General features: G+C 60.6%; 12 protein-coding genes and 1 pseudogene. 7 read left to right on the top strand and 6 right to left on the bottom strand.

Annotated elements, in window-relative coordinates; translation table 11 throughout:
- Positions 1-365 precede the first annotated feature (365 nt).
- From SIL87_RS00975 to SIL87_RS00965, 3 genes are all read right to left on the bottom strand, one after another.
- Entirely contained in the window at positions 366-1,514 is a 1,149-nt protein-coding gene (locus SIL87_RS00975; RefSeq protein WP_319612444.1) for a replication initiator protein A, read from the bottom strand.
- Between the two features lie 79 nt (positions 1,515-1,593).
- Positions 1,594-1,869 carry a ribbon-helix-helix domain-containing protein gene (locus SIL87_RS00970; protein ID WP_211477237.1) on the bottom strand — a complete coding sequence of 92 codons (276 nt, stop codon included), beginning with the start codon at positions 1,867-1,869 and terminating at the stop codon, positions 1,594-1,596.
- Between the two features lie 14 nt (positions 1,870-1,883).
- Complete coding sequence (locus SIL87_RS00965) at positions 1,884-2,543, bottom strand: AAA family ATPase (protein ID WP_211477238.1); 660 nt, start codon at positions 2,541-2,543, stop codon at positions 1,884-1,886.
- Between the two features lie 228 nt (positions 2,544-2,771).
- Here SIL87_RS00965 and SIL87_RS00960 point away from each other — a divergent pair, with 228 nt between their 5' ends.
- Positions 2,772-3,035 carry an AbrB/MazE/SpoVT family DNA-binding domain-containing protein gene (locus SIL87_RS00960; protein ID WP_319612443.1) on the top strand — a complete coding sequence of 88 codons (264 nt, stop codon included), beginning with the start codon at positions 2,772-2,774 and terminating at the stop codon, positions 3,033-3,035.
- The gene (locus SIL87_RS00955; protein ID WP_319612441.1) at positions 3,035-3,361 is read left to right on the top strand and encodes a type II toxin-antitoxin system PemK/MazF family toxin; all 327 of its coding nucleotides are present in this window, start codon (positions 3,035-3,037) and stop codon (positions 3,359-3,361) included. The genes SIL87_RS00960 and SIL87_RS00955 overlap by 1 nt, the downstream gene beginning before the upstream one ends.
- Before the next feature lie 661 nt (positions 3,362-4,022).
- Here the strand turns inward: SIL87_RS00955 and SIL87_RS00950 are convergent.
- Positions 4,023-4,184 (bottom strand): hypothetical protein, encoded by a 162-nt coding sequence (locus SIL87_RS00950; protein ID WP_319612439.1) that lies wholly within the window; start codon positions 4,182-4,184, stop codon positions 4,023-4,025.
- A 440-nt stretch (positions 4,185-4,624) separates the two neighbouring features.
- Here SIL87_RS00950 and SIL87_RS00945 point away from each other — a divergent pair, with 440 nt between their 5' ends.
- From SIL87_RS00945 to SIL87_RS00925, 5 genes and pseudogenes are all read left to right on the top strand, one after another.
- Entirely contained in the window at positions 4,625-5,311 is a 687-nt protein-coding gene (locus SIL87_RS00945; RefSeq protein WP_319612438.1) for a PEP-CTERM sorting domain-containing protein, read from the top strand.
- 515 nt (positions 5,312-5,826) lie between these two features.
- Positions 5,827-5,964 (top strand): hypothetical protein, encoded by a 138-nt coding sequence (locus tag SIL87_RS00940; protein ID WP_319612437.1) that lies wholly within the window; start codon positions 5,827-5,829, stop codon positions 5,962-5,964.
- A 115-nt stretch (positions 5,965-6,079) separates the two neighbouring features.
- Positions 6,080-7,261 carry an IS256 family transposase gene (locus SIL87_RS00935; protein ID WP_319612316.1) on the top strand — a complete coding sequence of 394 codons (1,182 nt, stop codon included), beginning with the start codon at positions 6,080-6,082 and terminating at the stop codon, positions 7,259-7,261.
- Positions 7,210-7,791, top strand: coding sequence for a PEP-CTERM sorting domain-containing protein (locus SIL87_RS00930; protein WP_405055199.1), 582 nt, complete (start codon positions 7,210-7,212; stop codon positions 7,789-7,791). The genes SIL87_RS00935 and SIL87_RS00930 overlap by 52 nt, the downstream gene beginning before the upstream one ends.
- A 105-nt stretch (positions 7,792-7,896) precedes the next feature.
- Positions 7,897-8,466 (top strand): annotated as a pseudogene (locus tag SIL87_RS00925) (transposase); the annotation flags it as partial.
- A gap of 51 nt (positions 8,467-8,517) precedes the next feature.
- On the opposite strand, the gene SIL87_RS00920 reads toward SIL87_RS00925, so the two are convergent.
- Positions 8,518-11,508 carry a Tn3 family transposase gene (locus tag SIL87_RS00920; protein ID WP_035189577.1) on the bottom strand — a complete coding sequence of 997 codons (2,991 nt, stop codon included), beginning with the start codon at positions 11,506-11,508 and terminating at the stop codon, positions 8,518-8,520.
- Positions 11,447-12,106, bottom strand: coding sequence for a recombinase family protein (locus tag SIL87_RS00915; RefSeq protein WP_035189579.1), 660 nt, complete (start codon positions 12,104-12,106; stop codon positions 11,447-11,449). Before SIL87_RS00915 ends, SIL87_RS00920 begins: the two co-directional genes overlap by 62 nt.
- Between the last annotated feature and the right edge of the window lie 260 nt (positions 12,107-12,366).

Raw genomic sequence — 12,366 nt, 5'->3', positions numbered from 1 at the left:
GGCGCCCGCAGGGCGCGAGCTGGGGGGCGTAGTCCCCAAGGGGCGGTGCGGACCTTTGGAGGTCAGTTCTGTGGTGGGTAATGGGCAAGAGTTATCCACACTCCGGGACGTTTTAAGGGTTTTATATATTAGTTTTAAGGGTTTTAGCCTTGGAAAATGGCGATTTTGATTTGTAAATCAATGCATTACGAAAGCGTTCGGTCCTTAAAAGACGGACTTTGGTCCTTAATGGACGGGGCTTCGGTCCTTAATGGACGGCTGCAGGTCCTTAAAAGACGGCGTATCCACAGGTCTGAGGCACCTACAGCGCATGCAGCCTATGTATGCGCCCGACTCGGCTGCCAGCTCAGCCCGAAGTCCGTCTTTTAAGGACCTGCTTTCTCGGTGGAGGACGTTGGGAAACTGCCTCGGAAGCGCATAACAAGAATGGGGCCATCTTGGCCTGGTTCCTCCGCAAGATCGTATTCGGGCAGTTCGTTGGCCTTGATGAGTTCGCGTATTGCAGCACTGGATTTCTTGAAAGCATCTGGGCTCCCGCTGCGTTCATGGATCAATCGGAAGGACCACCGGGCCTCACCCTTACCGGCAGCCACACGGGCCAGGCGATAGACAAAGCGGCCGAGACCAGGCGTCATCAGGAAGTAGTTCGGGTGCATCGTCAGCACTTCGGGATGTTCAGCCTCGACGACAGCGGCATAGAGCCATTTCGGCAGCTCTATCTCCACGGACGTGACGCGGCCGGAATCCTCATGCGACACGGCCTTGTAATCGTTGATGAGGCCAGCACCTTCGGTCACCCGGAGCGGGCGTCCATCCTTACCCCGCTGCCGACGCACAATCTCCACGGTGGTTTGCTTGAGCCGCCGTAAGGCGGCTTCCACCGCTTCGTATTGCCGCCCTCCATCTGACTGACGGCAAAATTTTAGGATTTCCGAGACGTGTGGCCGGAACGAACGGCCTGGCTTTTCGCCCAGACCAGCACGATAGCGGTTCATGGCTTCCGTGAGGTGAGAAACACCCATCAGCACGATGTCGTAATCCCATATGGAAGCCATACCATCAGGTCCGCTGGCCACACGCACATGACCGCCATCCGGCAGGTTGTGTGTCATCACCGAGTTGGCGCGCGGGTACTTTTTCGATAGCCGGAACACGGCCACGTCCATGATGCCGCGATTGTCCTTGGCAGCCACGTCCCACACGCCCGGCACGAAAAAATCGGCCTGCGCATCGTCAGGCGGGGGAGTTCGCAACAGCGGTTTGGCCCGTGCCGCAGTGGCTCTCGCTCTCGCCTCCTGGCGTTCTTCCTCAGGAACTTCCTTGAGGGACTGACCACCCATCAAGGAGTCTATGTAGGGCAGCAACATTTCGGACACTTCGCCTAGGACATACCAACGCTTGCGCTCCTTATCCCATCGTGCGCCATGCCGCTTGGCCCAATCCTTGTCGTCGTAGCCAATGGTCAGGTAGGTTCGGGGACGTGGTGTCGCGCGTTTGCCAATGCCGCCTTTCATCAGTCTCGTACCCTTGCCCTTTTCTACCATACATCCGCCAACTTGGCCGACCATATGAATATTCTTTTAATATTCTTTTTCATTTGAAAACATCTCCTTCTATGGCGCGATAAATGGCCATGTTGATGATGCCTGCCCTGCCCTGTCCGGTGCGCTTGGCGATCTCGTCCACGCGGCGCAGCAAATCGGGGGCGATGGTAAGGCTGATCTGCCGCTTGTTCCCTTTCGCCACGCCCTTGTTGTAGGCGCCGGCGGCCGGCGCCGCGTGGGCGGCGTCCGGGGCGCCGGATACAAAAGCATCCACGGCCGCCGCTTGCGCGGCCGGCGTCGTCTTGGGCTTACGTTGGATTACCATGCTATAGGCTCCTTTTAGGAGTGCGTATGGATATTAAAAAGTGATGAAACCAATGCTTCTAGTTCGGCGCAGGCTTTGGGGTCGCGCGGGGCCAGCTCAGCCACGGCCAGGCCAGCACCGCCGGCATTACTGAAAGCCTTGCGGCGCCGGATCGGCACCGGCAGGTAGGCGAACTGCGGAACCTCTGCGACGGCTGCCGCTGCCTCGGCGTTGTCGGCCGAGTGCTCGCCAGGATCGGCCTGGTTCATCACGGCAAAACATCGCAAGCCGTCGCGAACGCTGTTCGCTTCGTCAACCAGTGAGGCCATGTCATCCAGTGCCCACACATCGTAGGAGCGAGGAGCAAAGGGCACCAGCAGCACATCGGACAGAATCAGTGCCGCACGCAAGGCCGTCGAGTCACGGCCGCCGGCATCAATGATGATGTCCTGCCATTTATCGCGCTGTTGCTGCACCTGGCCGCGCAACTCCTTGCCGTCTGCATACTGCGCGCACGCGATGCCTGGCTTTCTGCCGGCTTCGGAGCGGGCGGCAATGGCCGCCGCTGCCGTTCCCTGGCGGTCGCCGTCGATCAGCCACACGTCACGCCCAGCCATCGCGCGGGAGATGGCGAGCTGCACGGCCAACGTGGTCTTGCCGACGCCTCCCTTGGTATTGCCTACGGTTAAAATCATATGGGCTACCTTTGGTAGTTATGTGCATTATATATTAGTACTATTTGGATATTAAAACAATACTAAACGTAAGGGTAGGCAGCGCCTGCCCACAATCTCCCCCGGCCGTCCTGGGGATGGATGGAAGCACCCCAGGACGCCCTATGGATTTGTGGACAGCCAAGCAGGATTTGGCTTGCAAGGGCGGTCGCAAATATTATATTTTAATATAATTACAAGGAGATTGCTATGCACACCACAAATCTGCGCAAGGTCGGCGGGTCTATCATGCTAGCCGTGCCACCCGCACTGCTCGATGTCCTGCACCTGGCACCGGGTGCCAAGGTCGGCCTGGCCGTCGATAACGGCCGCCTGGTCGTCGAGCCGCAAGCCCGGCCGCGCTACACGATGGCCGAACTGCTCGCCGAGGCCGAAGCAGCCGGCGTCTATCCGCTGCCGGCCGAACAACGCGAATGGATCGACACCCCAGCGGTCGGAAAAGAACTGATTTGATGAATCGCGGTGATATCTACCAGGTCGATCTTGAGCCGACGGCAGGACACGAGCCGCGCGGCCATCGGCCGGTGCTGGTCGTGTCCCCGGATGCCTTCAACCGCCTGACGCAATGCCCGGTCATCCTGCCGATAACCAACGGCGGCGATTTCGCCAGGCGTGTCGGGTTCGCTGTTCCAATCAGCGGTATCAAAACAACGGGCGTCGTGCGGTGCGATCAACCGCGCGCGCTCGATCTGAGCGCCCGCAATGCTCGCAAGGTGGACACGCTGCCGGCGGTGATCCTGGATGACGTACTAGCCACGGTCGCCACGCTGTTCGAGTAGGGCAGGGGTAAGCGCGATCGCGCTGGTGCCACGAGGCGTGAATCCGCTGAGGCCCAGATCCCCGGCGGGCGGCACGATCGGGAGTTGATGGAGTTTCCGCCCCTTCCGCGACCACCGAGACGGCAAGCGCGCGGCTGAGCCCGAGCACCGCCAGCACGATCGCCTCTGCCTCGCCGAGCCGAGGATCCTGGCTGATTAAGATTGCGCAGACGGAAGATCGCAAAAATCAGCCATGCAGAATTTCAACTATTCCGCGAGCCTGGACATCGATAAGATCAAAAATGAAAAAACAGTAATATATTGGACAAGAAAGGGTCTTTGGGATGGTGTCGCTGCGGCAACGCTTCATTCGTGTCGTGGATTGCATCAGCGCGAAAAGCGTCATTCTCTATGATCGTCCGATCGCGTCTTTTGCTGTTGTGATGATCAGTGTCATCGCTGTCATGGACATAGCCTTCTATCTTCACGGCCATCACCGTGCCCAGTAGCGAGGAATAGGTAGAATCCTAGCGCCGAAGATGCGGGCCACACTCGAATTCATCAGGCTGGTTGTGATACCCACGTTTGTAGGGCAAGGGGCGTCGGGCCGAGAGGCGGTTTGATGCGGCACGAATGACGGTTGACTAGCTGTAGCTTCCTCGTGCCATGCGCGCCAGCGATTTCAAAGCCAGATGAACAACGCCAGAATAACGGTCCAGGCCGCGATCGAGACAAGAAAAATCAACAGCGCCGCCTTCGGCCAGGCGAGCCGTTCAGCATCCTCGTGGCGTATGTATCTTGCCGCGGCACTCAGACGCGAAATAACTCCGACATCAATTTGCATCAATTGTATCCATACGGCGAAGACCTTGGCGTGATTGGGGGGGGCGGTGTTTCAGCATCCCCTGGGTCCGTTGATCAGGCTGCCTGGGCGACTGTACGTGGATCTTGCTGAGCGATCCAGTTCCATGCGCATCAGTTCCTCGTGTCCGATCCGGCCGTGCGACTGAATGGGACCTTTCGGCACCCGCCGCCGGCGCTCGTCTCCTTGCCCGTAGCGTCCGGCTCCTGCTCCGATCGGCCGCCCTCGGGGTAACGAGTCAGAAAACTTTACACGTCTCTCAGCTCGTGCCGAAAACGCAATGATAAGAGATTGAAAAACAAAAGCTAATAAAATGGCATTATTTTTGCATTCGAAAATTCGCCGGTAAAACGGCGCATTATTAAATTTTACGGCAAACGGCAGCAACCTTCGTGGCCCAAGGCGATTAGGAAATGAGGACGATGAAACGTAAATCACTGAAATCGGCATTGCTCGGCGCAGCGGTATGCGGCGCCATTGCTCTGGTCGGAATGCCGGTCGCCCATGCGACGCCTGTGATCACCATCACCCTGCAGGAGGCCGGCTACGCGAATTATGTCACGCAGTCTCCGGCCCCGGGCGGCCCCTACTACAATGGCTCTTTCGGTACGTTCACAATCAACAAGATCGGTAGCAGCGGCGATCTTCTGCCTGCAGATAACTTTAGCACCAACAGCATCAATACCTCCACGTCTGCGGGTGGCACGCTGTATGTCTACGCGTCGGAAACCGGAATCACGTCGCCGACCGGCATCCAGTCCTTCCTGAGCGGGTTCACGCTGAACCAGCCCTCGGGCGCGCTGTCGAGTGTAACCGAGACCACTTACTACGATGCGAGCAATGCGCTGAACGGAATGGCCACCCAGTTGGGTACGGCGACCTTCCTGGGGCTCAGTTCCGGAATCCAGAATTCCGCGCCCGTGGCGGTCAATCTCAGTTCGACCAACCCGTACTCGATCACCGAAGTGTTCAAGATTATCGCGGACGGCAAGGGGTCGGACAACGCTACCATCACCATGCAGGTCCCCGAACCTGGTTCGCTGGCACTGATGGGCACCGGTCTGCTCGGCCTCGCCGCCATCCTGCGGCGCAAGCGTCGTCGCGCCTGAACACAAAAGCCGGGCGCCAAAACGGCGCCCGGTCGTCGGCGGCTGCAGGAACACGTCACAACATGCCCCGCGCTTCGCGTCATGTCGTGACGACACTACCTTGGCTGCGCCGCAATTGAAGTCGCTGCCCCTTTTCGAGCGCCGCCAAGACGGATGGCCAACTCAGCCGCAGTCTATATCTGATAATGTTCCCTTATCAGATCCTGAATTGCCAACGCATGCCAGGGGACTTTCGACGAAATTCCATGATACGGGTTCTGGCATTGCGGCTATTCGCCCAATTTATACAACCAAAGATGTTTTTCATGAATGACTCGACCAAAAGTAGTGTCAGTATATTTTACATCTCGCTTGTCTAAAATATTTTATTCATTGATTTTACGAACTTATTTAGCTCGGCATGGGAATTGCTTGTTCTATTTTGCGGCCAAAATCGGCGCCTTCCCTGCGTAAAGCAGCCGAACCGAAATGAACCGACCGCGTCAGTCAACGCCAGCCTTTCGAAAGGGACGTTCATGTTGAAGTTTCGCCATGTTGCCAGCGCTGTCGTCATCCTGGGGCTTACAACGGCAGGCGCTCGCGCCAGCCTGATCGCCGATGGCCTCACCTATACGCTGACCGAATCAGCGACAGCCAATGGTGGTGTAACCTGACGTCTGGAAATTCATTTTGGGTTGGGAGTTGGTGCCCTTGCCGGGGCATGCCCCGGCAAGGGCTGTTCATTCTGGTATTCCATGCAGTTGTTCACACCAACATGGAGACCGATGAATGGACGCCAAAAAGGATACGATTATCGAGGCACTTTTGGAACATCTGATCGAAAACGGCGCAGGCGATATCGCCACGGTATTTGCCAGGACCTTCGAACTCGCCATGCAGATCGAGCGCGAACGCTTCCTCCACGCCAGTCACTACGAGCGCAACCCCGATCGTCAGGGTTACGCCAATGGCTACAAGCCCAAGCGGATCGATACCCCGGCCGGGTCGATCACCGTCGATGTCCCCAAAACCGCCGGTCACGTGGGCGAACCCTTCTACCCACAGTCCCTCGAACGCGGCCGACGCTCGGTCCGCGCCGTCATGGTCGCCGTCGCCGAAATGTACATCAAAGGCGTCTCCACCCGCGACGTCGAGGCCGTCATGCGCGAATTCGGCATCGAAAGCCTCTCCTCCGCTCAGGTCAGCCGCGCCAGCAAGCTGCTCGATGACGAACTCGCCGCCTGGCGCACCCGACCCCTCGCCGAGATCCGCTACCTCATCCTCGACGCCAGATATGAAAAAATGCGCGATAATGGCGTCGTCCGCGATGCCGCCGTGCTCTCGGCCATCGGCATCGGACCCGATGAACGCCGCCGTGTCCTCGGCGTCTCGGTCGCCCTTTCCGAGGCCGAAGTCCATTGGCGTGCCTTCCTCGAAAGCCTCCATCAGCGTGGCCTGCGAGGCGTCGAATTCATCGTCTCCGATGACCATGCCGGATTGCACGCCGCACGCCGCGCCGTCTTCGGCGCCGCACACTGGCAACGATGCCAGTTCCACCTCGCCCAAAACGCCATCCACCACGCCCCCAACCACGCCATCCGCAAACGCATCGGCGCAGAACTCCGGACCGTCTGGAACGCAAATTCCCTCGCCGCTGCCCAGATCGCTCTCACAACCCTCGTCAATGCCTATCGCGACACCGCACCAAAGCTCGCCGATTGGCTCGAACGAAATATCCCCGAAGGCCTCACCGTCTTCACACTGCCAGAACCCCACCAGCGCCGGCTTCGCACTTCCAACCCCATGGAACGCGGCATCCAGCAGGAACTCAAACGCCGCACCACCAAAATCAGGGTCTTCCCCAACGAAGCCTCCCTCGAACGCCTCGTCAGCGCCGTCCTCGTCGAAATCGATGAAAAATGGGCCGCCGACACCAAGGGCTACATCAAGTGGGACTACCAGGATGCCTGACCCCCGCTCGCCCTATTTTCCAGACATCAGGTTGCTCAATCACAGCCAATCCCTTAACGGATCAGTTCACCCTTAATATCGCAGGCATAAATGGCCCTTCCGATACAGAAGGTGGGCGCTATGGCGTACAGTCGTTTGCTTTCAACCAGCCCTCAAATTTTGCGAGTGCTCTGGCCCCGTCAGGATTCACAGAATCAATAGGAGGTCTAAACGCAAACGGCTGTAACGGAACTGGAAATTTCTACTGCTTCATGGCCGAAACAGCCCCGACTGGCCCGATATTGCCAGCCAATACAAGCATTAATTATGTATTCAATGTTACGCTATCGTCTGGGACATTTTCTGGATATAGTCCGGATTTTAAGATTAACTGGGATGGGACAAAGAATCATTATGATCTTATATCAGAAACACTGACGCCGACACCCGGTACACCAGTACCCGAACCCGGCTCCCTTCTTCTGCTCGGCACTGGCCTTGTCGGTCTTGGTTTGGTCGGGCGGCGCAAACTCTCCAAACGCTACCTCTGATAGAGGTAGGGGCTATGGCTGAAAATGGGTGATGAGGTCTGAGAAGGCGGCGTATCGTGGCGGGTGTCCAAGCCTGCCAGAACCTCCCTGAGGAGCGATACGCCTATGAACGAGAATAGCACGATCACCTCTTTTCATCAGCCTGGTTCGATCATCGATCCGTTGACGGAGATAGCCCGTGAGGGCGCGCGGCAGATGCTGATGGCGGCCCTGAAGGCCGAGGCGGCCAGTTTCGTTGCCCAGTTCAGCGAGGAACTCTTGCCCGACGGCCGGCAGCGTGTTGTCCGGCACGGCGCCGGCCCGGAACGGGCGATCCAGACCGGGATCGGTCCGATCCCGGTGCAGCGGCCGAAGGTGCGTGACCGCGCGCCGGGCGTGTCGGCGGAGACGAGGATCCGCTTCACCTCGGCGATCCTGCCGCGCTGGGCACGCCGCTCGAAAAGCCTCGATGCCCTGTTGCCCGTGCTGTATCTGCGCGGCGTCTCCACCGGCGATTTCCAGGAGGCGCTGACGGCGTTGCTCGGGGCGGACGCGCCGAACCTGTCGCCGGCGGTGATTTCCCGCCTCACGGCAGGCTGGCAGGAGGAGTATGATCGTTGGCAGCGCCGCGATCTCTCGGCGCGCCGCTATGTCTATGTCTGGGCCGACGGCGTCTACCTGCAGGCCAGGATGGCCCGAAGTAACGGATCGCCCCGCGCTGTAGCATAAGCGGACAAAGTGGGAACATCAGGCTGCGTGGGTGGTCGTGTCGGGGATTGGCCGGAGCGGCCGCAATCCGGCATGGTTTTCCGTCGATTTCTGATTGGCGCTCCAGATGTAGTCGCCGGTCAGGTTCACATGCTCCCAGCCGATCGGCGAGAGATGTCTGAGGAGGGTTCCGGGCACATCCTCGACCTGGCGTAGGGCCTGTATGGCTTGCGCGAGATAGCGTGTGTTCCAGAGGATGATGGCGGTGACCAGGAGATTCAGGCCAGAGGCTCGATGTGTCTGGTTCTCGAAGGTCCGGTCGCGGATTTCGCCGAGCCGGTGAATGAAGACGGCGCGGGCCAGGCTGTTGCGGGCCTCGCCCTTGTTGAGTTCATGACTGCTTTCACGGCGCAGGCCCGGATCTTCCAGCCAGTCGAGGGTGAACAGCGTCCGCTCGAGACGGCCGAGTTCGCGCAGTGCCGCGGCAACGGCGTTCTGTCGTGGGTAGGCGGCGAGTTGTCGCAGGATCACCGACGCGGACACCGTGCCGGTGCGGATCGAGGTGGCGATCCTCAGGAGATCGGGCCAATGGGCGCGGATGAGATCGACGTTGATGCGGCCGGCGATCATCGGCGCGAGCGTCGGATAGGCTGCCGGTCTGGCAAAACTGTAGAGACGCCGGTCTTTCAGGTCAGGAATTCTCGGCGCGAATACGTATCCGAGCAGGGCGCACAGGGCAAAGACATGATCCGACACCCCGCCGCCATCGGTATGGTGCCGGTGCTGACGTGGCGGCGCATCGCCGTGATGATCAAGCAGGCCGTCGAGGACATGCAGGGCTTCGCTGGCGGTTGCGGCGATCACCCTGGTATGGAACGGCGCGTAGCGATCGGAGAGATGGGTGTAGAATTTCAGACCCGGTTCGGGGCCGTAGTGCGCATTGATCCGGCTCGCATCACGGCCAGAACCGCCGGCGCGGAAGAACTGCCCGTCCGAGGATGAGGCGGTTCCCGACCCGAAGAGGGCGGCGAGCGGCTCGCGGCTCTGGTGTTCGACCAGGCGGCGCAGCGCCAGGGCGTAGGTCTCGTCGCGGATGTGCCAGTCAGCGGTCCAGGCGAGCTGGCCCAGACTGGCGATGCTGCAGGCTTCGGCCATCCGGGTCAGGCCGAGATTGAGGCCATCGGCCAGCAGCCCCGCCATCAGCACCCGGGGATCAGCGGCGGCTTCGCCGGTGCGCAAATGGGTGAAGCAGTCCAGGAAGCCGGTCCAGCCGGCCACTTCCGTCAGCAGGTCGGTGATCCGGATGCGGGGCAGCGTGGCATAGAGCTTCGCTGCCAGCGCTTCGGCCTCGGGCGGAGTCGATTTTTCGATCGGCGTGATTCTCAGCACGCCCTTCTCGATCGTCACATCGGGAAGCAGCCCGCCCCGGGCACGGGCGTCGACCTCGGCCAGCCGCGCATCCAGCCAGGTCCGCCTGGTCTCGATAAAGCGATCGAAGTCAGTCTCGATGGCAACCGGAATGCCGGACGCTTTCTGCAGGACCTGCAGCGTCTCCCTGGAGATCAACCGCTCCTCGAAGGCCCGGTATTGCCGGCTGCCGGTAACCCAGACATCGCCGGCAGCAAGGCGCTGGCGCAATTCCGCCAGGACGCAGAGTTCGTAATAACGCCGGTCGATGCCGTGTGCCGTGAGGACATGCCGCGCCCAGCGCGGCCGGACAAAGGCGGTCGGCGCTGACTTGGGCAGCGTCGAGGCTCCCGCGCTGTTCATGGCGCGCAGCATGGCGATCGCGCGCATCAACGACGCCGCGGCGGGAACACCCTGAAACTCGAAAGTGGCCAGAAACGCCGGCGCCCAGCGCCGAATGCCGGCATAATGTTCGCTCAGCACCTCGTAGGGATCGAAATCTTCCGAACGAACCAGAGTTTCCGCTTCCATAACGGTCGAGCAGAACCGGTCCCAGGGTATCACCTTGTCAATCGCCGCGAAGGGATCGCCCTGGCCGGCGCGCGCAGCCATCAGGGCGGCGCCAATCCTCGCATAAAGCCGGACCTTCTCGTTGATCGCCCGGCCTTCGGCCTGGAACGCCCGGGCATGTCGGCCTTCCGCCTTGCGGAACATCGCGCCGATCAGCCGCTCGAACAGAGTGATCGCCTGATCCGTCAGGCGGGCCGACAGATCGAGATCGATCGCGGTGAGCACGGCATGCCGGCGCCGGCGCTCGTAGCCGGCAACATGCTGCACCGTGGTCCGGCCGGCCTCGCGAACAAGCTGGGCGAGCCGGGATTGATTGATCCGGTGACCGCGCGCCGGATCGATATCGATTGCCCGGATGTGCTCCAACCGCTCGATCACCCCGAGCATGGACGCCGGCTTTGCCGATTCCGGGATCTGGCGAAGCCAGGCCAGCCAGCTCTGGCTGGTGTCCAGGCGCCGCTCCGTCAACGCATCCAGCCGACGCCGCTGATCGGCGGACAGACCCTCGGTCAGCCGACGCTCGATTTCCCGGCGCGCGCGGTATCGAACCTCGATGCAGAGCCGCTCGAGGCGCGCCGGGGGCGGTAGAAGAATCCCGCGACCGCGGCACTCTTCCAGCACCAAAGCCGCCAGATCGACCAACCGGTCGGCTTCCAGTGCATGCGCCAGCAGCCAGTCGGCAAGGTCTGCCGCCACGCGCGGCCCCCATGGCCGCAACCCGAGGCGATCCTGCAATGCCGCCGAATGCCGGCGTCGATTTTGATCCACCCTCAGATAAGCACCGAGGGAATCCGGCAAGACGTCGATCTGTGTGGCGACGAACGAGACCAGGGCAGGATCGGGTATCTCGCCGGCATGGAGCGGCCGGCCGGGATACCGCAGGTAACAGAGCATGAGAGCCAGACCGAGACGGTGATGATCGCCCCGCCCGCGCCGGATCATTGCAAGATCCGCAGCAGACAGCGTGTAGTGACGAATTATGCCGCGTCGATCAGTCAGCGGGTCGAACAGCTGTGCGATCTGTTCCCCGGTCAATATCCGTCGATGACCCACTGGTCCCTCCCTCCTGCCTGTTGAGGGCAGGAGACCAGCCGATCCGTGCCAGAGAGTCGACCAGCGTACTCCGCGAAATGCCGAAAGTGCGGCAGACCGACGCTTTCGTGGCACCAGCGTCCAGCGCCGCGATCACCGCCGCCAGCTTCTCGGCATCGATCGCCATCGGTCGGCCACCACGCCTGCCCCGCCGACGGGCGGCCGCCAGACCTGCCTGCACACGCTCCTGGATCAGCGAACGCTCGAACTGCGCCAGAGCGCCAAAGACATGAAACAGGAATTCCCCCTGCGGCGTCGTGGTGTCCATCTGCTCGGTCAGCGACCGGAAGCCGACGCCACGCGCCCTAAGGCTGTTCACCGTCTCCAGAAGATGCGGCAGCGACCGGCCGAGCCGGTCCAGCTTCCAGACCACGAGGCAATCGCCGGATTTCAGATAGGCCAGTGCCGCAGCGAGGCCCGGCCGGTCGCGCCGGCTGCCCCCGGCACGATCCTCGAACAGATGCCGCTCATCGACCCCGGCTCCGAGCAGGGCGTCGCGTTGCAGGTCGAGCACCTGTCGGTCATTGTCGGTCGAGACGCGCATGTAGCCGATCAGCATGTACGGAAATCCCCTTCGAGACGGTTTCCGTATATCATGCCATTCCGACTATGTTTTCCGTACATGATTCGGCACAAAATCTGGGACTTTTCGGCAGGTCTCGGACCACCGACGGAAAACAGGTGTTTTCCGTCATCGCGCGGTTCCGGCCTCAGAACCGCGCTCTCCGCTCAAACCCGCAGAAAACCTCCATCCCAACCAGTCAACGTTCCCACTTTGTCCGCTTATGCTACAGCGCAGGGCGTTTCGTTACTTCGGGC

Source organism: Acidiphilium acidophilum (genome assembly GCF_033842475.1).
Lineage (GTDB): Bacteria > Pseudomonadota > Alphaproteobacteria > Acetobacterales > Acetobacteraceae > Acidiphilium > Acidiphilium acidophilum.
Note: the sequence above shows the minus strand (reverse complement) of the source record. Positions and strands in the feature narration are given on the sequence as shown.

Excerpts from the sequence above, each read along its gene's own strand:
- SIL87_RS00935 (WP_319612316.1), top strand. The coding sequence starts at position 6,080 with ATGGACGCCAAAAAGGATACGATTATCGAGGCACTTTTGGAACATCTG.
- SIL87_RS00940 (WP_319612437.1), top strand. The coding sequence starts at position 5,827 with ATGTTGAAGTTTCGCCATGTTGCCAGCGCTGTCGTCATCCTGGGGCTT.
- SIL87_RS00970 (WP_211477237.1), bottom strand. The coding sequence starts at position 1,869 with ATGGTAATCCAACGTAAGCCCAAGACGACGCCGGCCGCGCAAGCGGCG.
- SIL87_RS00965 (WP_211477238.1), bottom strand. The coding sequence starts at position 2,543 with ATGATTTTAACCGTAGGCAATACCAAGGGAGGCGTCGGCAAGACCACG.
- SIL87_RS00945 (WP_319612438.1), top strand. The coding sequence starts at position 4,625 with ATGAAACGTAAATCACTGAAATCGGCATTGCTCGGCGCAGCGGTATGC.
- SIL87_RS00955 (WP_319612441.1), top strand. The coding sequence starts at position 3,035 with ATGAATCGCGGTGATATCTACCAGGTCGATCTTGAGCCGACGGCAGGA.
- SIL87_RS00915 (WP_035189579.1), bottom strand. The coding sequence starts at position 12,106 with ATGCTGATCGGCTACATGCGCGTCTCGACCGACAATGACCGACAGGTG.
- SIL87_RS00930 (WP_405055199.1), top strand. The coding sequence starts at position 7,210 with ATGGGCCGCCGACACCAAGGGCTACATCAAGTGGGACTACCAGGATGC.
- SIL87_RS00975 (WP_319612444.1), bottom strand. The coding sequence starts at position 1,514 with ATGAAAGGCGGCATTGGCAAACGCGCGACACCACGTCCCCGAACCTAC.
- SIL87_RS00960 (WP_319612443.1), top strand. The coding sequence starts at position 2,772 with ATGCACACCACAAATCTGCGCAAGGTCGGCGGGTCTATCATGCTAGCC.
- SIL87_RS00950 (WP_319612439.1), bottom strand. The coding sequence starts at position 4,184 with ATGCAAATTGATGTCGGAGTTATTTCGCGTCTGAGTGCCGCGGCAAGA.